Origin of the sequence: Vibrio sp. Vb1026, assembly GCF_033338745.1 — a bacterium.
Lineage (GTDB): Bacteria > Pseudomonadota > Gammaproteobacteria > Enterobacterales > Vibrionaceae > Vibrio > Vibrio alginolyticus.
The window spans coordinates 69,189-90,289 of record NZ_JAWOTH010000018.1; the positions used below are offsets into that span (position 1 = coordinate 69,189).

Sequence of the window (21,101 nt, forward strand, 5' to 3'; positions counted from 1 at the left end):
ATACGTGAGTTTGGACTACGCTAGACGAATACCGTCTTTCTCAATGACAATTTTACCCTGCTTGTATAAGCCACCGATGGTCTTTTTATAAGTCCCTTTACTTGTGCGGAAAGCATCAAAAATCGCTTCAGGAGAAGACTTGTCATTCAAAGGCAAAAATCCGCCTTTCTTCTCTAGCAAGTCAAGGATCTTACTAGAAAGATCGTCCATTTTCGCCACACCGACTTTTTGTAGAGCAAGGTCGATTTTGCCATCTTCACGAATGTGCTTAATAAAGCCTTTCAGCTTTTTACCGATGTAAAGCTTACCAAAAACATCCGATGGGAAAATCATGCCCCAATGCTTACCATTAACGATAGCTTTATAACCAAGTTGACTACGCTCTGCGATGATCAAATCAACTTGCTCGTTAACTTCATAATTCGCTGGAGTTTTATCTAACCATTTATTGAACTTAGTCGTACCAACAATGCGACCTGACGCTTTGTCGGTATAAACATACACTAAAATGGTTTGTCCGGCAGAGAAGCGAGTGCGTTGCTCACTAAAAGGAATCAGTAAGTCCTTTTCTTTGATGCCCCAATTTACAAAAGCACCTGTCGCATTCACACCCTCAATCTTCATTAAACCCCATTCACCCACTTGGGCAATTGGTCTTTCAATGGTCGCAGCAAGTTGGCTTTCTGAATCGAAGTACAGAAATACGTCTACATGCTCACCAATTTCAGTACCCTCTGGTACATACTTACTAGGTAGTAGAACAGAACCGTAATCATCGCCATCCAGAAATACGCCAAAATCAGCCTTTTTAATGACTTCTAAGCTGTTAATTTGACCAATTTTAATCATTGATTTTGTCTCTTTTTAAATTTACGTGGAATTATACCTAAACTAACAAGAAAATCAGAGAGAAAAGCATAGTGCTCTGTTATGCTGTTGTCGTTCAGCTATATGCCCCAGTCACTCTTTTAGCACTCTTATACTTACCTGCTCAACGGAACGCATAAGTTAAGAATGCTTTAGCAAAGTCAGGAGCTTTCTTTGGTCACCGTCGATAAACAAGACTCAATAACATTAAAAATCAGTCATGCACTCGCAAAGAGCAAAAGTGTCGACCTAGATATTTACTTTTTTATACCTGGTGAGCTTGGTTTAAACGCCGATATCATCAGTGAATCCGAATTTTATTACACCTCAATCACACAGCAACGATCTTATTACAGTACTGAAATCCTTCTTCCGCTAGTACACAGTCGACTTGCCAAACGTGGACGCCTGTCGAATCAGCAATACCGAGTAAGTTTGAGTTTGTTCGCTTACCAATACGTTATCGCGCTAGACAAAGCGGTAGCAAGTTTAAACAAGCATGAGAACAACTCCGTAACGGAAGATGAAGTGGACGAAGTTATCGAGCTCACGCTTGAGATCTTAAAGCGCTTGCGGCGTTCTATTCCTTATGAAGAGAACTTAAAACGCTACTACGTTAACATCGATAACTATCTGTCTTGGTATACCGAGCAAAAGTTCCTGTCACTGGTGGCCCATCTACCACGTGAAGGCGACTATGGCACGATCAAAAAGCGTCTGATCACGCTATGTGAGAAAGAGCAAGCCCATCGTAAACTCAACAAATACAACTCATCAAGAGTCGTTGAAGACGTTACTCGCCTATCTAACAAAATGCGCTTGCTAAGGCGATTGATTGAACACCCTATCGTGCTTCGTGAAGAAACCATATCGATGGGTAACAACATTAAGCGCGCTATCAAAGGTATTGCAACCGGTTTAGTGATGGTTGTCGTGACCTCGACCGTGATTCTCGCTCGCGATTATCTGGGGGAAATTTCTGCCTCATTCATTATCGCGATGTCTTTTATTTACGCTTTACGAGAAATCTTTAAAGATGATTTACGCGATGCCATGTGGCGATGGATCCGTAAAGGCAAACCAAAATGGCGTAAGAAGTACGTTGATCCAACGACGAAAAAAGTGGTTGGCAAAAAATTGGAGTGGCTCGATTATCGTACCTTAAGTAGCTTGCCGGATAAGATTCAAAGAATACGTAAAAAACGCGTCGTTCAACGTGAAGAGCAGATTCTTCATTATCACGAGAAAACCGAAATGGCGACCTCTCTTTTCTTGAGTGGTTACGAACAAACGAGAGAAACATTGAACATCAGTTTGCGCCCTATCATCCGCTTGATGGATAAAAGCTCAAACCGAGTTTACCGTTTAAATGAAGGTCAAGTAACCAAAGAGTCAGTAGAGAAACGTCATTTGCTCAATGTGATTGTCAAAGAGGACAACCACACCGATGAGCCTGTTTATTACCGCTGGAAAGTGGTCTTAAATCGCTCCAAAATCGTCTCTATCGAGAAGATTGAACTCAATTAAGCCAACGCCTTTAAACAAACGAGCCACAAACCACTAGGCAGCCTCTTTTCTTTGTTGGGCTGCTTTTTTTATCGAAAGAGTAAGCGAAAATTCAGCCATTGGCTCGTCACCATGTAAGTTAGGACACAGCGCGACAATTTTTACGTCACGATTTACTCGTTCACCCGTTGCCAAGGTGTGCTCGAGCATCTCATCAATGACATGACCATCGTTACAAACAAAGTGCACATCGGCTTCCGGGCGCTTTAAAAACTCGGCTTTCACACCTTTAAATGCTAGCGAGATCGCTTCTCCCTTTTCTTGCGCTTTACTCATAGCAAGAAAACCACCAGCAACATCAGCGCCAACGGCTAAAGCGCCGAAATACATGCTATTCAGGTGGTTCTTCGTTCTTCTGCGCAATGGGATACGAACCTCAACATGCTTGCTATCTATCGCAATGATTTTAGGGTGGCAAAGCCAAATCAGCGGCACTTTCGAAAAGCCAAACAGATTTAGATACAAATTCGCACGACGTAGAGCTGATAACATTTTGGTCTCCTTACCAATCTAGTCAGACCAGTTAATCAACGAAAGAAATAGATGTCAAAGAAATGTTAACAAAAGCTCGATCTCACGAGTTATTTAACCCTCATGAAGTGACGGCGTCACCCGTGAGGTATGAAGTTTATCGCAGTTACTTAGATTACCTTACAGCGAGGTAGATAAAATGGTTATAAATTCAAATGTATATATATTGATTTAATGATCAAGTTTTGTCATTTATACATAAGTCATTTAAATGAATACCTACACCTTTGTATACAATTCGGTATTTCCTGGCGAAGATTCCCGTGAAACGGTTTATTCCTGCCTGTAATTCCGTTATCTTTACCCCTTCGCAATAGAGAATAAAGCTATAACATGCCTATAAAAACAGATGAATTGAGAACCCAGCCTTTGGGTCCAATGCCTACCCCAGCAGAGCTAGGTAGTGTACATCCTATTACGGATGACGTTGCAGACCGTATCGCTCAATCTCGTCGTCAGATTGAAAACATTTTATCGGGTGAAGACGATCGCCTTCTTGCGATTGTAGGTCCGTGTTCTGTTCACGACACTGAAGCTGCCATTGATTACGCCACTCGCCTGAGTGAAATCCAAGACAAGTACAAAGACGAACTGTTTATCGTGATGCGTACTTACTTTGAAAAGCCTCGTACAGTAGTTGGTTGGAAAGGTTTGATTACGGACCCTAACCTAGATGGTTCTTACGCACTTGAAGCTGGTCTTCATAAAGCTCGTAAACTACTACTGGATATCAACAAGCTTGGTCTTGCGACTGCTACTGAGTTTCTTGATATGATCACTGGCCAATACATCGCGGATTTGATCACTTGGGGCGCGATTGGTGCTCGCACAACGGAATCACAAATTCACCGTGAAATGGCGTCGGCACTATCTTGCCCAGTTGGTTTCAAAAATGGCACAAATGGCAACGTAAAAATTGCAATTGATGCAATTCGCGCATCGAAAGCATCGCATTACTTCTACTCGCCAGATAAGAACGGTCGAATGACGGTTTACCGCACAAGTGGCAACCCTTACGGTCATATTATTCTGCGCGGTGGAGAAAAAGGCCCTAACTTTGATGAAGCATCAGTCAAACAAGCATGTGATGCTTTAGCTGAGTTTGGATTGCCACAACGTTTGGTTGTGGATTTCAGCCATGCAAACTGTCAGAAGCAACACAGAAAACAAATCGACGTAGCTCAAGACATTTGTAACCAAATTAAGTCAGGCAGCACTCGTATTGCGGGTATCATGGCAGAAAGCTTTATTCTTGAAGGCAATCAGCCAATGACTGACATCAATAACCTAACGTATGGTCAGTCTATTACAGATCCATGCCTAGGCTGGGAAGACACTGCTACAATGCTAGATATGCTGGCAAGCGCTGTTAAGTCCCGAAAGTCCCTATAACAAAATAATCAAGGAATCTTCATGCCATCGTTTGATATTGTTTCTGAAATCGATACGGTTGAACTACGTAACGCCGTTGATAATGCTAACCGTGAATTGTCTACTCGTTTCGATTTCCGCAATGTAAATGCGAGCTTTGAGCTAGTAGAAGAAAACGTAAAAATGTCTGCGGAAGGTGACTTCCAACTTAAGCAAATGCGCGACATTTTACGCGGCCACTTAGCGAAGCGTAACATTGACGCGAACGCAATGGATGCACAAGACCCAGACGTTACTGGTAAAAACTGGCACCAAACTCTGCTTTTCCGCCAAGGTATTGATACTCCAACGGCGAAAAAAGTAGTGAAACTTATCAAAGACGCAAAGTTAAAAGTACAAGCTTCTATTCAAGGCGACAAAGTACGTGTTACCGGTAAGAAACGCGACGACCTGCAAGCGACAATGGCAGCGATTCGTGAAGCAGAGATGGGTATCCCATTCCAGTTTAACAACTTCCGTGATTAATCAATCTGAGAAGTAAATAAAAACGCCAGCGCATAATCCGCTGGCGTTTTTTATTGGCTTTAGTGTAACGAACTACGTATCCACTTTAGCATTTGGCATTGCTAGATAACTAAGTCCTGTCCTTGCAGCAATACGAATTCGCTCGTTCCTTGTGGTATGAACACGCAAATTCGAAGCTTTTCAGCTTTAGCCTTGGCCAGCATATCCGAAAGCTCAGCAGCGCTCGAGAAAGCTTCTCTTTCTGCATCTCTTCGTATTAGTTCTAACACATTCGCTTCACATCGAGTTGAGTACAGAGCCAGCTCCGCTTGTTGCATATAGCGTACGGCTTTTATTGGCAACATCTCAACATCTTTCCCAACATGAACCCAAGTACAACTTCCCTTTTCATCTAAAGGTGTTGCCATGGTCGCTTGGTAAATTGCTTCTAACTCACGATTATCTCGCGCGTTTTCCACCTCTGGATTCGAGAAGAATTGCTCCCAAAACTTGCGGCGTAAATCGACACTAGGCAGCGCCTCTTTAATTGAGTTTCGCTTTGAGTTAGCAAAATCCGCCATCAACCCCAAGTTTTGTGGCAGTATCGATTCAAGTTTTTCACGGATGTTTCGAATTAAAACTGGCGAAGCTCCACCACTAGAGATAGCGATTTGGATGCGGCCACGATTAATCATAGACGGCGTGATGAAATCACAATAAGGCTTATCATCCACAACGTTAACCAAGATGCCTAGCTCTTTGGCATCTTTGTACACTTGGTGATTTAGCTCAGGATTGTCTGTCGTCGCCCACACTTGAACAAAGCTTTTAGTGACAATGTCACTCGAATAGAAACGTTGTACCCAGCGCAGTTGATGCTCAGAAGCAAGCTTAGACAGAAAATCAACCAACGTCGGAGAAACGATAGTCACATCCGCCCCAGCCTTTAGCAACGCTTCCACCTTTCGGCTTGCCACCTCACCGCCACCCACGACGAGAACGGGTTTATCAATTAAATCTAAGAACAGAGGAAAATATCGCATTTCAATCCATGATTACTCTAATTAGCTGTTGTAGACCATGCTACCAAAAATGGGGCAAGCTCATCACCCTGTTTCGGTATCACAAATAATTTTTGTTTGAATTTTTACTGAACTTCACCTTGCTCAGCTAATGACAGTTTTGATAACAACTTTTTATTCTTTTGTATTGTTCACTCTTCTATTGATTGTTCTGATGCACCAAATTGTCCATGAATTGCACTATTTACAAACAATTAACATTTCGTCATTCTAAATCTCAAGGCACTTTGTAAGTTCTCTCAAAACTTCATTTAAATTATATATTTGAGAATTAACAGATCCTTTCCTACGCTTATAACTGGTTGATCTATCGAATGCCGTTTCTTCGAAAATCAATCACGTAGGACGATAACTCTAACGAATTGGACACGTTATTTCAGGTCACTCCTGATTAAACATGGATCATACAGGAAGGATACAAATGGCAAATAAACTCACAGTTCTTGCTTCCGTCGTAGCGGCTTCTACTGCGATGATGGCAACATCAGCTCAAGCAGCAGACACTACTCTGGACAAAGTCACAAAACAAGGCTTTCTTACTTGTGGCGTAAGTACCGGTCTACCTGGTTTCTCTAACCCTAACTCAAAAGGCGAATGGGAAGGTATCGACGTAGAATATTGCCAAGCACTGGCTGCAGCCGTTCTTGGGGATAAAACGAAAGTTAAATATGTACCCCTAACCGCAAAAGAACGTTTCACTGCGCTTCAATCTGGTGAGATTGATGTGCTTTCCCGTAACACGACCTGGACTCTCCACCGTGACACTGCACTGGGCCTAAACTTCGTAGGTGTGAACTACTACGATGGTCAAGGTTTTATGGTGAAGAAGGAACTTGGTATCTCAAGTGCTAAAGAGCTTGATGGTGCGTCGGTATGTGTTCAATCAGGTACAACAACCGAGCTAAACCTTGCAGATTATTTCCGCAACCAAGGCATGGCGTACAAACCAGTGGTATTCGACACAGCGGCGCAAACTTCGAAAGGTTTTGATGCGGGACGCTGTGACGTATTAACAACTGACCAATCTGGCCTTTATGCACTACGTTTGAATTTGAAAGATCCGTCCTCTGCGGCCGTTCTTCCAGAAATCATCTCTAAAGAGCCACTAGGTCCAGTCGTTCGTCAAGGCGATGATCAATGGTTTAACATCGCTAAGTGGACATTGTCTGCGATGATTAACGCTGAAGAATACGGTATTAGTTCGAAGAATGCGGATGAAATGCTGAAGTCAACAGATCCAAACATCAAACGTATCCTCGGTGTTGATGGCCCTAAAGGCAAAGGTTTGGGTATTCGTGATGATTGGGGCTACCAAGTTATCAAACAAGTTGGTAATTATGGTGAAAGCTTCGAGCGTACAGTCGGTACTGGTTCGCCGTTAGAAATCTCTCGTGGCGTTAATGCGCTATGGAATGCGGGCGGCTTTATGTACGCGCCACCAATCCGATAGAAAGAGTTAATCAGGGCGGTTCATGCCGCCCTTTTTCTTGATTATATCTCACTGTATGAGTAAGGATCGCTCATTGGATGGCGAAAAGCGCTCGCTTGGTGGAACGGCTTTAAAGGTTCGTAAGTCACCAGACATGAGAGCGTTATTCTTTAGCCAGCAAGGACGAAACTTCTTTATACAGGCCGATATCTATAACTAAGGTTTGAGGTTATCGCTGTATGAAACCGACACAAGATGCATCGCCAAGTACGATGTCCAAACCAAGCGGAAGCAAGAGCCTGATTTATAATCCTGCCTTTCGTTCTGCTATTTTCCAGATCATTGCCATTGCTGCACTGGTATTTTTCTTTTACACGATTGTAAACAACGCTCTCAATAACTTAGATGCTCGTGGTATTGCAACGGGCTTCGGTTTTCTGAATCAAGAAGCCGGGTTTGGTATTGGGTTAACACTAATTGAATACGATGAAACGTACTCTTACGGTAGAACATTTATCATCGGCCTTCTTAATACGGCGTTAGTCTCCGTATTAGGTATTATTCTGGCTACTGTGATTGGCTTTACCATGGGGGTTGCCCGCCTTTCTTCTAACTGGTTAGTTAGTCGTTTAGCGGCAGTTTATATCGAAACTTTCCGAAATATCCCCCTTCTTCTGCAAATATTCTTCTGGTATTTCGCTGTTCTTCAAGCATTACCCTCACCACGCCAAAGCTTAAGTCTTGGTGAAGCTATTTTCCTGAACGTTCGTGGCTTATATTTCCCTGCACCGACTATGGAACCCGGCAGTAGCTACGTTATTGCCGCGTTAATCTTCGGGGTAATCGCAAGCTTATTAATTAATGTATGGGCGAATAATAAGCAACGTCTCACTGGGCAACAAACCCCAATGGGAAGAATAGTTTTGGGTTTAGTTGTTGGCCTTCCATTGGTTGTGTACTTCCTTGCTGGTATGCCAATTTCACTGAATTATCCTGAACTAAAAGGGTTTAACTTCCGAGGTGGTATTAGCATTATTCCTGAATTGGCTGCGCTACTTTTGGCATTGAGTGTTTATACAGCTTCTTTCATTGCTGAGATTGTGCGCTCTGGTATTAATGCGGTTAGCCATGGTCAAACCGAAGCAGCGATGTCGCTAGGCTTACCACGCTCGAAAACTTTAAAGCTTGTTGTCATTCCTCAAGCGTTACGAATTATTATTCCACCTTTAACCAGTCAATATCTCAACCTCACCAAAAACTCATCGTTAGCGATGGCGATTGGTTACCCAGATCTTGTCTCTGTGTTTGCTGGTACTACCCTGAACCAAACGGGACAAGCGATTGAGATCATTGCGATGACGATGGGCGTGTACTTGACATTAAGTCTGATTACGTCTGCATTAATGAACTTGTATAACCGTAAAGTCGCGCTGGTGGAGAGATAATATGAGTACTCATCAATTTCAACCGGATCTCCCACCACCCGCCAATACTGTAGGCTTCGTTGGTTGGATGCGGAAAAATCTATTTAATGGCCCTATCAATTCCATTGTTACTGTCATTCTTGCGTATATTGTCGTAACTGCAATATGGTATATCGTGGATTGGGCGTTTATTAACGCAGACTGGATTGGCTCAACGCGTGACGACTGTAGCCGAGATGGTGCTTGCTGGGTATTTATCAGCGTGCGCTGGGAGCAGTTCATGTATGGTTTTTATCCAGAGTCCGAACTATGGCGCCCTCGCCTTTTCTATATCACATTGGCCATATTTACTGTTTTACTCGCGTATGAGAAGACACCGAAACGGATGTGGATTTGGCTTTTCTTCGTAAACATCTACCCATTCATCATCGCTGGGCTGTTATACGGTGGTGTCTTTGGACTAGAAGTGGTCGATACACACAAGTGGGGTGGACTACTCGTTACACTCATTATTGCGCTAGTTGGTATCGTAGTTTCATTGCCAATTGGTGTGGTGCTTGCGCTTGGTAGACGTTCAGAGATGCCGATCATTCGCAGCATTTGTACCGTCTACATTGAAGTTTGGCGTGGCGTTCCGCTGATTACGGTTTTGTTCATGGCTTCGGTTATGCTTCCATTGTTTATGTCTGAAGGTTCAGAGACAGATAAACTGATTCGCGCCCTTATAGGTGTGGTTATGTTTGCCTCCGCTTACATGGCAGAAGTGGTACGCGGTGGTCTACAAGCCATTCCGAAAGGTCAATATGAAGCCGCTGATGCGCTTGGGTTAAGTTACTGGAAAAAGACTGGGCTTATTATCTTGCCACAGGCGCTAAAGATTACTATTCCTTCTATCGTGAACACCTTCATCGGTTTGTTTAAAGACACCAGTTTAGTACTCATCATTGGCATGTTTGACGTACTCGGTATAGGGCAAGCAGCAAACACCGACCCTGAATGGTTAGGTTTTGCTACAGAAAGTTATGTATTTGTCGCGTTAGTGTTTTGGGTATTTTGTTTTGGCATGTCGCGCTATTCGATATGGCTTGAAAACAAACTTCATACCGGTCACAAACGATAACTCATCAAGATCAAGGACGTATTATGACGCAACAACAAGACTACATGATCCAATTGAAGGACATGAATAAATGGTATGGTGAGTTTCACGTACTAAAAAATATTAACCTCGACGTTAAGCGCGGCGAGAAAATCGTTATCTGTGGCCCATCTGGGTCGGGAAAATCAACGATGATTCGCTGTATTAACCGCCTTGAAGAGCACCAAGCAGGCAGCATTTACGTCTCTGGTACGGAATTAACTGAAGACTTAAAGAACATTGAAGCAGTACGCCGAGAAGTGGGCATGTGCTTTCAACACTTTAATCTCTTCCCTCATTTAACCGTACTGGAAAACTGTACGCTCGCGCCTATCTGGGTGAAGAAGATGCCAAAAGATGAGGCAGAAGCAGTTGCGATGAAATATCTGGAACGTGTTAAAATTCCAGACCAAGCGGAGAAGTATCCCGGTCAGCTGTCTGGTGGCCAGCAACAACGTGTGGCGATTGCTCGCTCTTTGTGTATGAACCCTAAAGTCATGCTTTTTGATGAGCCAACATCTGCACTCGACCCGGAAATGGTTCGCGAAGTACTGGATGTAATGGTCGAACTCGCCGAGGAAGGCATGACTATGCTATGTGTGACACATGAAATGGGCTTTGCTAAAGAGGTTGCCGATCGCGTGATATTCATGGACGCAGGAGAGATCATCGAAGAAAACAACCCGGTCGACTTCTTTGAGAATCCTCAATCGGATAGGACCCAAAACTTCCTAGCGCAAATCTTACACCACTAAGATTTAGCCGAATCGACATAAAAAAGCACTGGTTTCTATGAAGCCAGTGCTTTTTGTTACTAAATTCAAAAATCTGTGTAAGAATCAACATAGCTATGCTAGGCAGTAATATTGTGTTACAAGTTGCCAAATACATAACATCTTATTTCTATTATTATTTTATCTAAGTTACGTATGGTTAGGGCTTGATTTTTTGAACTTTCAGCCCCATAAATGTACCAATAGTAAACTCCCTTATTGAGGATAATTATGAACAGTCCAATGTTTACTCGTTCAACAAGTGTTCCTAATACACTAGAAACTAACAAAGTACTGAAAAACACTTACTTCCTACTGTCGATGACACTGATGACCAGTGCTATCGCAGCAGTCGCGACTATGGCAATGCAAATTTCACCAATCATGGCAATTGTGATGCAGCTTGCAGCGATTGGTATTTTGTTCTTTGTTATGCCAAAGGCAATCAACTCATCATCTGGTATCGTTTGGACATTCGTTTTCACGACTCTAATGGGTGGTGCTTTAGGTCCAATGCTTAACTACTACGCATCAATTCCAAACGGTCCTACTATCATTGCTCAAGCTCTAGGTTTGACTGGTATGGTGTTCCTTGGCCTATCGGCTTACACCATTTCAAGCAAGAAAGATTTCTCTTTCATGCGCAACTTCCTGATGGCAGGTTTGATCATTGTGATCGTTGCAGCGCTGATTAACATCTTCGTTGGTTCAACAATGGCTCACCTAGTAATCAGCAGTGTTTCTGCACTCGTGTTCTCTGGTTTCATCCTATTCGATACAAGTCGTATCGTTCGTGGCGAAGAGACAAACTACATCAGTGCAACAATTTCGATGTACCTAAACATCCTTAACTTGTTCACTAGTCTACTAAGCATTCTAGGTATTATGAACGACGATTAATCGTTTCTCGTTAAGTAGAATAAAAAAGCCCGAAGGTAATTCCTTCGGGCTTTTTCTTTGTGTGCAATTCAGTGTATTACGCCTGCTCTACAGACAACTCGATAACTTCGTCAGCTTCTGGATTTTCTCTAAAGCGTCTCACTTTGATCGTTTCCTCTCCTAACATGATTTGCTTGGCGATTCGGTGCATACCGTCAAAAACACGATAGTCACTGGTTAAGATTACCGGATACGACAAATCAGCATTGTTGATTCGTTGGCAATGTTTTGCAATTTCACGGCAGGTTGGCCGTGGCCCTTCATGACTAAACCAAGTCACTTCATTTGGGCCTTTTATATCATCAATCGCAATTTCTTCTACAGGTAAGGATTCTGCAAGTTGCCAAATTCGCTCGATGGACCAAGTGGATTTTACATTGTCATTAATCTCAATGTAACGTTGTTTCGACATGACTAACTCCTTGTCATCATTGTTGTTTCTAACCTGAATACAGGCTTTTCATCAATCAAAGAGAATATCGGTCTATGAAAACAAACACAACGTTGTCAGCTATTCATTCACCCATAAAATCCCATAATCAGACAAGTAGCCAAGAAAAAACCAAAACAAAAATGAATAAGCCTGGGTATCCATGCAATTTCGTTGGTATTCACCCCGTAAAATTTTTAACGAACTGAATAGTTTCCTATTTATTTGAATAAAAGATCATTTATATCAAAGTGCCTAGCTCAGTCAAAAACACTCACCATTTTGTACGCTTTTAATTCGCTCGATACGACTTCGAGATTCTTTTGTTGAGAACATTCTCGGCTGTCGCTAATCTATAAACATCCATGTTTACTTAACGGATAAAACGTTATGTTCGTTTACAACGGCAAAGAAATTGAAACGGATGCTCAAGGCTACTTATTGGATCATACTCAATGGGAAGAAGGTATGATTGAGCTTTTAGCAAAAGAAGAAGACATCGAGCTTACGGATGCTCATTTGGAAGTTGTGCATTTTGTGCGAGACTTTTATGAAGAGTTTAATACCTCCCCTGCAGTGCGTATGCTTGTGAAAGCGATGGAAAAAGCGCACGGCCCAGAAAAAGGTAACAGTAAGTATCTATTCAAGCTGTTTAAAAAGGGACCAGCCAAACAAGCAACCAAATTAGCCGGCCTACCAAAGCCAGCTAAATGCTTGTAGATTCATAAAATTTTAAAACCGCGTAACGGCTTATACGACGCAGGCTCCTGCATCACATGCTCTACTGTTGCCGTTCGCGGTCCTTCTTGTAACCATTCCGAAAACGCAACTATTTGCGCGTCTGTTCCACACGCCATCACTTCAACATCACCATTGTTTAGGTTCTTCGCATAACCTGTTAACCCTAGCTTCAATCCTTGATGGGAAGTATGGTAACGAAAGCCCACGCCTTGAACATGACCTTTTACTATAAATCTCTCACACTTTACGTTCATCTTTGTACCGCTTCTTTTTACTGAGTGATATATTCTTTTCGTCTATTCACCCCACTAAGGATAGTGGGTTTTTGTACGGTTATTATAATTATGAAAGAAATTCCATTCCGCTGGATTGATAAGTATCTCATTCACTTAAAGATTCAAGAAAAGTTCTATTTGCTCTTCGTTCTCCCTCTTCTTGCTTTAGTCATTCTCACACTCGTCCTTAATAGCGCGGCTAATACACTGATCTCAAGTATGTACCAAGAAGAGCTCATGCTTATGAAAGGTCTGATAGAGGCAGGCAACCTTTCTCAATCTCAAGTAGCAAGCCTCATAGCGGGTTCAGAAACCGTTTCTATTGGCTCTGGTCCGCAATCCGTGTCTGTTTTAAATGGTGCGTACAGTTTGGTTGCGAACCATGAACTTTCTTTATGGGCTGCCCTATCAACGACTCAAGTAAGCATTATCTGTGTGAGCTTGTTTATTCTCGCTCTTGGCGTTTACTACATCATGACGTTTATTGGCGGCGCGATGTTCACGATGAACAAAGCATTAAACACCCTTGCGGGTGGCGACTTAACTGCGAGAATGAACTTCTTCCCTGTTCGCGACGAGTTTAGTGAAATTGCTATTACGATAGACAAAGTTGCAGAACGAGAGCAACAAATGGTGCTGTCGATTCAAGAGTCTGTGGCGTTAATGCAACAAATTAGCTCAGACCTGAATCAATCGATTCATCACAGTTCAGATATTTCAGCGACTCAGCAGGAACACCTCAACTCTCTTGCGAGTGCAACGGAACAAATGGCATCAACGATTCGAGAAGTCGCGACACTAGCTCACGATTCAAGCACGCAAACCGATGATGCACGTAACGTGGCTCAGTCTGGACAAGTGAAAGTTGAGAATACGCTTCACTCGATTTCGAACCTTTCTAATGAGATTCAATCTGCGTCTCAAGCCGTTGCCGAGTTAGATGCCAATGCAGCACAAATTGATGAAGTCGTGACAACCATCAATGGGATCTCCGAGCAAACCAACCTACTTGCTCTGAACGCGGCTATTGAAGCTGCACGTGCTGGAGAACAAGGTCGTGGATTTGCGGTCGTTGCGGATGAAGTTCGCGCTCTTGCGGGACGCACTCAGCAAGCGACAGTTGAAATCCAAACGATGATCGAATCGTTACAGCGTAACAGTCAGTCGCTTACTAAGCTGATGGAAGTGACAGTTAATAACGCAAATGAGGGACAAAACCTCATGACGGAAGTGAATCACGAAATCGGCTCTTTGGCAGATAAAAATCAAACTATCTCCGACAGTAGCATTCAAATTGCAACAGCAGCTGAAGAGCAAGGTGTAGTCGCGGACAATATCGCCTCAAGCGTTGAAGAAATTCGAGTTCAAGCAGATAACGTGTGCAATATGATAAGCAAGACTTCACAAAACGTTGCTCAACTGCGTAAGCAAAGCGACACAATGGAAGCTCTACTTACTGGACTTAAAGCATAGCAACGGAATCTGTTACAGCAAATTCAAATAAAAGGGTCACTTTAGTGACCTTTTTTGTATTTAAAAGTCACTACAATGTACTGGATTGCCGAGGGATATTGCTTTTACCATTCACATCCCGGACAATACGCCCCTTTCAAAATTCAACAAGAGCTAATGAAATGACAGCTGCTATCTATTTGGTTAAAGGTCGTGAGAAATCGGTCAAGCGCAAGCACCCTTGGATCTTCTCTCGAGGCATCAACAAAGTTGAGGGCGAACCTGCTCTTGGCGAAACGGTTGATGTATTCACTCACGACGGTAAATGGCTAGCTAAGGCGGCATATTCGCCAGCTTCGCAAATTCGTGCTCGTATTTGGAGTTTTGATAAAGAAGAAATCGACACCGCGTTTTTCGTTAAACGACTTAAAGACGCACAACTTCTTCGTGAAGACATTATCGAACGTGATGGCCTTACGGGTTATCGCCTTATCGCAGCAGAGTCTGACGGCTTACCAGGCGTTACGATCGACCGTTACCAAAATTTCTTTGTGTGCCAACTTCTCAGTGCTGGCGCAGAACACAATAAGCAGGCTATTGTTGACGCTCTGGTTGAGTGCTTCCCTGATTGTAATGTGTACGAGCGCTCTGACGTGGCCGTTCGTAAAAAAGAAGGTTTAAAAGAGATCACGGGCGTCTTGCACGGCGAAGAGCCACCTAAATCGGTCGTCATCGAAGAAAATGGCGTAAAGATTAGTGTAGATATCGTTGGCGGACACAAAACAGGTTTCTACCTAGATCAACGTGATAGTCGCCAGCAAGCGATGAAATATATGAAAGGCAAAGAAGTTCTTAACTGCTTCTCTTACACAGGTGGCTTCGGACTTTACGCTCTAAAAGGTGATGCAAAGCGTGTGATTAACGCTGACGTGTCGCAACCTGCTTTAGATACCGCAAAATTCAACGCAGAGCTAAACGATTTTGATATTTCGAAGAAGCGTGCCGTGTTCCTAAATGCAGACGTGTTTAAGCTGCTTCGTGAGTATCGTGATCAAGGAACTCAGTTCGATGTGGTTATTATGGACCCACCGAAGTTCGCAGAGAGCAAAGCACAACTAAACGGCGCATGTCGTGGTTACAAAGACATCAACATGCTAGCAATGCAAATTCTAAAACCGGGCGGCACTCTACTGACCTACTCGTGCTCTGGCTTGATGGATCAAGTTCTGTTCCAGAAAATCATCGCTGATGCAGCCGTAGACGCTAACCGCCAAGTAAAGTTTGTGGAGCGTTTTGAGCAAGCCGCTGACCACCCAACCGATACAGCATATCCAGAAGGCTTCTACTTAAAAGGTTTTGCATGTAAAGTGCTTTAGGCTACGAATAAGTAAGACAAAGCAGAAGAAAAGGGCCTACTGGCCCTTTTCATTATGGCTCTAAGTTAACCTTAGTTAGTGCGGATAACACATCTCTCTCAAAGTCCGCATTTCCCACGATTAAATCACTAAACTCTGTCGCCCCGTTTTCTATTACGATAGTTTGAATTGAGTTTCCATCGTTATGGGTTATTTCTAGAGATAAGTCATCGCCATCAATGTTCAAGTCAATACTATTAAGAAGTTCTTCTATCGTATTGTGCCCTGCATCTTCAACGACTTCACTCAGATCTAAGGTGTCCAAATCTCTCTCAAAACCTCTAATTAGATCTGTTCCTGTATCCAAGGAGTCGTTGACCCATTTAAAGACATCTGCCTCGTTATCATTACCGATCAAGATGTCATGACTTACGTCTACTTCAGCTTCAATAATATTTGCAGAGCCATTACTTGAAGCATTTACTCCTCCGTTTTCATCAATAACGAATTGCAGGGTATTCTCACTTTGATCGCCATCGTTATCCGTCAATACATAATCGAAGTCTAACGTTTCAACTGTATCACCCACCGCACCATAAAATGCATACGCACCATCGTTTAGGTCGATTTCCAGAGTATGTTTGCTGTCGATATAGATAGTAAGCAGCATCGTTGTGTCGTCAAATGCATGCGAAATACCATCGTTAGTGTCAGTTACTATTAGGTCTGTACCATCAAACGAATAAGTGACACCGTCATGTTCTATTTCGCTAATATAACCACCATCTGCACCAATACCTGTATCTGGAGAAGTGGTATACATCAAGTTCCCCCCAACAGGTTGAATCACTGACTGCAACATAACCGGAGGTAATTGAGTTACGTCAGGAACCACAACACCATCAAGGTCTTGATTCAAAAAGCCATCATATGCTACGCGATCTAATTGCTCCGGCATAAGATTAACGCCCATACCATACGCTAGGGCTGTTATCTGATTATCAGGATCGGTTAGGTGATCAATCCAACTCTGCTCGCGAGCGTCGTTTATAAATGATGACGCAGGGTTTGGCTGACCATCTGACAAGAAGTAACTAACATTCGACGCACTGGTTAACTTACCTACATCATCCCATGACTGTTTTGCTTCATTTAGCGCGTTGTTATAGTTAGTCGCGCCACCCGCAGTTAGCGTCTCAATATACGCTTTGGCCTCCTCGACCGTCAGCCACGTCGCAGCACCTATAGCGTAAGTGGATGCTGTACTGCTATAAGTAATAATTTGAACTCGCGTTTGACCGATAGACTCATATTGATTCAATAACTGAGTTGCCGAATCTTTCATTATCTGCAAGCGATTATCCGTTCGCATAGAACCCGAGACATCCATTATGAGCTGAACGTTGGCACTTTCTTTAGTTTCTGCAACTACATCGTGAATAATAGATGCAGAATCTGGTGAGTCATCTTCCACAATAACGTTGACCGTTGTGGAGTTAGTAAGACCACGAGCATTCGAGACAAGCACAGGCACCTCAATATTTAAGGTGTCTTCTCCAGATGGGTTGGAGTGATCAATCGGACCAAGAAGCTCCGTAGATACCACTCCAGTATCATTGACTGATATTTTGATAACCTCTTCACCGTTCGCGGAACCGATAAGCATTTGGTCGTTATTTGATAACGTCCACGTTACAGAGATACCGTTACTAGTAAGAGCTGTAGATGGTTCACTGAGCGTAACAGAATCAACGGTTTGACCCAGCGTCAATTGTTCTACATCAGTACTCGAGTCAGTTGTGTCATCAAAGCCGTTTAGAGCAGAGTCATCAGCAATGGCGTTGCTTAAGCCTTCCTCAGAAACGTTTAGTGTTACACCTTCTACAATTGGTGGGGCGTAAGGGTTGACAGAAAAGTACCCCGTTTTACTGTCGCCATCATTATCAGTAATAGTGTAGTTAAAATCGATATCCCCATCGCCATAAGGTGAGGTCAAAGGCAAGTATTGGAAGAACTCCCATTTTCCAGTGCTAGGTGTAAGTTGAACTTCGAATGCAAGCTCTCCATCAGCCTCTGCAATCAGTCTATTAGAGTTTTGTGGATCGACGTATATCAACACGTCTTTACCATCTAGAGTCTCTAAACCAGCCTCACCTCCATTTAAGACTATAGAACCAGGGCCATCAGCTCCATATACAGCACCGAGGTTCCCATCCGCACTAGCAATTGGCACGCCAGAGTACGCACCTGTAAAGGTTATTGACTTAACGGTAAAGTCACTGTTGTCTTCAGTATCCGGGCCATTGCCATTACTGGTCGCCTCGAGGATGATTTTATCAAAGCCTCCCTGTTGAACATTGAAATTTGCCGCGTAATCACCACTGCTTGCGTCAGAGCTGAACGATTGCTGAGCAATTAATACACCATCTCTATAAAAAGATGCGATTCCTTTCTCAAGTTCACCACCAAACATTTTCTCAAATTCTATTTCTGCTCCGTAAGCAACTTTATTGCCTAAGTCTATGATTAACTGCTCTGATACACCCTCATTACCCGCGAATCGATAATCGACTTCGTTTTCTAATTGGAAGCCGTTGTTACCAGAACTTTTAACGCCAATCCCTTCTGATGATTGATTGATTTCAGCTGTTCCCAGCATCACAGATTCGTCAGACACAAAACCGTTTGCAGTCACAACAACGTCCCCAAATGTTCGACTGGTTGCATCTGCCTCACTTCCTGCAAAATCTATGCGCCCTGTCAGAACGTTAGGTGCACCAGTAAGCGACACGTCGACGGGTTGAACAACCACAGGCACGTATGGGCAATCATCTTCAACGGCCACATTTAAGCTTTGAGATGTTGTTGTTTGTCCATCACTTACAGAAATCTGTAAATCAAAGTTGATGATGTCTTCCACATCATTAACAGGATGATCAAGTGGCTCAAACAGAGTAATAGTATAGTCCCAAGAGCCTTGACCTGAAGCTGAAGGCTCGCTCAGCACAACAGTAGCAACAACGCTCAGGTGAGCAGTTTTCGCAGTCAGCGTTTGAGTACTGTTGTCCCACGTCCACGATATAGGCTCCCCTCCTGATGTTAGGTTGTTAGGGCCTGCCAATACCACTGAAACATTCGCCGTGTCTGGATCGGCAACTGTGAATGTTCCTGAGAAACTTGCGGAGTTAGTAGTGTCTGAAGGTGATCCTGTATTATCAGGGATACCATTAGCTAAACCTTCTTCCGAAACAACTGCATTCACAACATTTGAAATAGAAGGAGGAGCATCATTATCAATAATCGTTGCCGTACCGGTATCGCTGCCTTGCACCGCCCCAATGCCGGTCACCGTCACACTGAAATCTTCAGGGCCTTCATAAACGGCGTCATCAATGGAAGCGATACGCACATCAAACTCAGTTTGCCCAGCAGGAACGGTCACAATGCCATCGTTTGTCACTGTCACCCAACCACTTCCGGTGTTGTATTCTAAGGTACCTAAGTCTCCAACTTCGGTGTCACCCAAGTTGAGGCCTAGCTCGACTTGTACTGTAGACTCGGAGGCATTCGATAGCGTCACTTTGAAGTTCGCAGTCTCACCCTCATTAATGGTGCCAGCATCTGAAATAGTCACATTCGGGCGGTCATCATCCGGATCAGGACCTGGACCACTGCCGTCATCCACAATCGTCGCCGTACCTGTATCGCTGCCTTGCACTGCGCCAATGCCAGTCACCGTGACACTGAAATCTTCTGGACCTTCATAAACAGCATCATCAATAGAAGCGATGCGCACATCAAACTCAGTTTGCCCAGCTGGCACCGTTACTACGCCATCGTTTGGCACTGCAACCCAACCGGAGCCTGTGTTGTATTCTAAGGTACCTAAGTCACCGGTTTCGGTGTCACCTAAGTTCAGGCCTAGCTCGACTTGAACTGTAGACTCGGAGGCGTTCGACAACGTCACTTTGAAATTCGCTGTCTCACCCTCATTGATGGTGCCAGCGTCTGAAATAGTCACATTCGGGCGGTCATCATCCGGATCAGGACCTGGACCACTGCCGTCATCCACAATCGTTGCCGTACCGGTATCGCTGCCTCGCACTGCGCCAATGCCAGTCACTGTCACACTGAAACCTTCTGGGCCTTCGTACACCGCGTCATCAATGGAAGCAATGCGCACATCAAACTCAGTTTGCCCTGCCGGCACGGTCACCACGCCATCGTTTGGCACTGCAACCCAACCGGAGCCTGTGTTGTATTCTAAGGTACCTAAGTCTCCAACTTCGGTGTCACCTAAGTTCAGGCCTAGCTCGACCTGAACATTGGACTCGGAGGCGTTCGACAGCGTCACTTTGAAATTGGCTGTATCCCCCTCATTGATGGTGCCAGCATCGGTAATAGTCACGCTTGGACGGTCATCATCCGGATCAGGTCCTGGACCCGTACCGTCATCCACTATCGTTGCCGTCCCCGTATCGCTGCCTTGCACTGCGCCAATGCCAGTCACCGTCACACTGAAATCTTCAGGGCCTTCGTACACCGCGTCATCAATGGAAGCAATGCGCACATCAAACTCGGTTTGCCCCGCTGGCACCGTTACTACGCCATCGTTTGGTACGGTCACCCAACCGCTTCCGGTGTTGTATTCTAAGGTGCCTAAGTCACCGACTTCGGTATCGCCGAGATTAAGACCCAACTCTACTTGCGTTTCCGCTTCAGAGGCGTTCGATAGCGTCACTTTGAAGTTCGCTGTGTCACCCTCATTAATGGTGCCAGCATCTGAAATAGTCACGCTTGGACGGTCATCATCCGGATCAGGTCCTGGACCCGTGCCGTCATCCACTATCGTTGCCGTACCGGTATCGCTGCCTTGCACCGCCCCAATGCCAGTCACCGTCACGCTGAAATCTTCTGGACCTTCATAAACAGCATCATCAATAGAAGCGATGCGCACATCAAACTCAGTTTGCCCAGCTGGCACCGTTACTACGCCATCGTTTGGCACTGCAACCCAACCGGAGCCTGTGTTGTATTCTAAGGTACCTAAGTCTCCAACTTCGGTGTCACCTAAGTTCAGGCCTAGCTCGACCTGAACATTGGACTCGGAGGCGTTCGACAGCGTCACTTTGAAATTGGCTGTATCCCCCTCATTAATGGTGCCAGCATCTGAAATAGTCACGCTTGGACGGTCATCATCCGGATCAGGTCCTGGACCCGTGCC

At 44.1% G+C, this 21,101-nt stretch carries 17 protein-coding genes; 11 read left to right on the forward strand and 6 right to left on the reverse strand.

What is annotated here, in order from left to right; all coding sequences use genetic code 11:
* Positions 1–15: 15 nt before the first annotated feature.
* Positions 16–849 carry a S1 RNA-binding domain-containing protein gene (locus R7E47_RS20510; protein ID WP_017633794.1) on the reverse strand — a complete coding sequence of 278 codons (834 nt, stop codon included), beginning with the start codon at positions 847–849 and terminating at the stop codon, positions 16–18.
* 192 nt (positions 850–1,041) lie between these two features.
* Between R7E47_RS20510 and R7E47_RS20515 the strand changes: the two genes are divergently transcribed.
* Complete coding sequence (locus R7E47_RS20515) at positions 1,042–2,394, forward strand: hypothetical protein (protein WP_005377421.1); 1,353 nt, start codon at positions 1,042–1,044, stop codon at positions 2,392–2,394.
* 33 nt (positions 2,395–2,427) lie between these two features.
* On the opposite strand, the gene R7E47_RS20520 is transcribed toward R7E47_RS20515, so the two are convergent.
* Positions 2,428–2,925 carry a DUF4442 domain-containing protein gene (locus R7E47_RS20520; protein WP_005377418.1) on the reverse strand — a complete coding sequence of 166 codons (498 nt, stop codon included), beginning with the start codon at positions 2,923–2,925 and terminating at the stop codon, positions 2,428–2,430.
* 372 nt (positions 2,926–3,297) lie between these two features.
* Here R7E47_RS20520 and R7E47_RS20525 point away from each other — a divergent pair, with 372 nt between their 5' ends.
* Positions 3,298–4,356: a 3-deoxy-7-phosphoheptulonate synthase gene (locus R7E47_RS20525; protein ID WP_005390197.1), complete on the forward strand. Its 1,059-nt coding sequence runs from the start codon at positions 3,298–3,300 to the stop codon at positions 4,354–4,356.
* A gap of 21 nt (positions 4,357–4,377) precedes the next feature.
* Positions 4,378–4,860: a YajQ family cyclic di-GMP-binding protein gene (locus R7E47_RS20530; RefSeq protein WP_005377415.1), complete on the forward strand. Its 483-nt coding sequence runs from the start codon at positions 4,378–4,380 to the stop codon at positions 4,858–4,860.
* Between the two features lie 101 nt (positions 4,861–4,961).
* Here the strand turns inward: R7E47_RS20530 and R7E47_RS20535 are convergent, their stop codons facing one another.
* Positions 4,962–5,882, reverse strand: a complete 921-nt coding sequence (locus R7E47_RS20535; protein WP_258484165.1) for a bifunctional precorrin-2 dehydrogenase/sirohydrochlorin ferrochelatase — start codon at positions 5,880–5,882, stop codon at positions 4,962–4,964.
* 460 nt (positions 5,883–6,342) lie between these two features.
* Between R7E47_RS20535 and R7E47_RS20540 the strand changes: the two genes are divergently transcribed.
* From R7E47_RS20540 to R7E47_RS20560, 5 genes are all read left to right on the forward strand, one after another.
* Entirely contained in the window at positions 6,343–7,371 is a 1,029-nt protein-coding gene (locus R7E47_RS20540) for an amino acid ABC transporter substrate-binding protein (protein WP_005377403.1), read from the forward strand.
* A gap of 218 nt (positions 7,372–7,589) precedes the next feature.
* Positions 7,590–8,795, forward strand: a complete 1,206-nt coding sequence (locus R7E47_RS20545; protein WP_005377402.1) for an amino acid ABC transporter permease — start codon at positions 7,590–7,592, stop codon at positions 8,793–8,795.
* Position 8,796: 1 nt separating this feature from the next.
* Positions 8,797–9,894 (forward strand): amino acid ABC transporter permease, encoded by a 1,098-nt coding sequence (locus R7E47_RS20550; protein ID WP_005389988.1) that lies wholly within the window; start codon positions 8,797–8,799, stop codon positions 9,892–9,894.
* 23 nt (positions 9,895–9,917) lie between these two features.
* Positions 9,918–10,667 (forward strand): amino acid ABC transporter ATP-binding protein, encoded by a 750-nt coding sequence (locus R7E47_RS20555; protein ID WP_005377400.1) that lies wholly within the window; start codon positions 9,918–9,920, stop codon positions 10,665–10,667.
* 249 nt (positions 10,668–10,916) lie between these two features.
* The gene (locus tag R7E47_RS20560) at positions 10,917–11,585 is read left to right on the forward strand and encodes a Bax inhibitor-1/YccA family protein (protein WP_005494926.1); all 669 of its coding nucleotides are present in this window, start codon (positions 10,917–10,919) and stop codon (positions 11,583–11,585) included.
* A gap of 76 nt (positions 11,586–11,661) precedes the next feature.
* Here the strand turns inward: R7E47_RS20560 and R7E47_RS20565 are convergent, their stop codons facing one another.
* A complete protein-coding gene (locus tag R7E47_RS20565; protein WP_047102337.1) occupies positions 11,662–12,036 on the reverse strand; it encodes a chromosome partitioning protein ParB in 375 nt (124 codons plus the stop codon).
* 408 nt (positions 12,037–12,444) lie between these two features.
* Here R7E47_RS20565 and R7E47_RS20570 point away from each other — a divergent pair, with 408 nt between their 5' ends.
* Positions 12,445–12,774 carry a TusE/DsrC/DsvC family sulfur relay protein gene (locus R7E47_RS20570; RefSeq protein ID WP_005377396.1) on the forward strand — a complete coding sequence of 110 codons (330 nt, stop codon included), beginning with the start codon at positions 12,445–12,447 and terminating at the stop codon, positions 12,772–12,774.
* Between the two features lie 2 nt (positions 12,775–12,776).
* On the opposite strand, the gene yccX is transcribed toward R7E47_RS20570, so the two are convergent.
* Positions 12,777–13,049, reverse strand: a complete 273-nt coding sequence (gene yccX / locus R7E47_RS20575; RefSeq protein WP_017634611.1) for an acylphosphatase — start codon at positions 13,047–13,049, stop codon at positions 12,777–12,779.
* Between the two features lie 90 nt (positions 13,050–13,139).
* Here yccX and R7E47_RS20580 point away from each other — a divergent pair, with 90 nt between their 5' ends.
* Together R7E47_RS20580 and R7E47_RS20585 are read left to right on the forward strand one after the other, a co-directional pair.
* On the forward strand, positions 13,140–14,543 hold the full coding sequence (locus R7E47_RS20580; protein WP_053350773.1) for a methyl-accepting chemotaxis protein: 1,404 nt from the start codon (positions 13,140–13,142) through the stop codon (positions 14,541–14,543).
* 161 nt (positions 14,544–14,704) lie between these two features.
* Positions 14,705–15,898: a class I SAM-dependent methyltransferase gene (locus R7E47_RS20585; protein WP_047102342.1), complete on the forward strand. Its 1,194-nt coding sequence runs from the start codon at positions 14,705–14,707 to the stop codon at positions 15,896–15,898.
* A 52-nt stretch (positions 15,899–15,950) separates the two neighbouring features.
* Here R7E47_RS20585 and R7E47_RS20590 read toward each other — a convergent pair.
* Positions 15,951–21,101, reverse strand: a 5,151-nt coding sequence (locus R7E47_RS20590; protein ID WP_318085040.1) for a Calx-beta domain-containing protein, incomplete at its 5' end; no start/stop codon positions are given.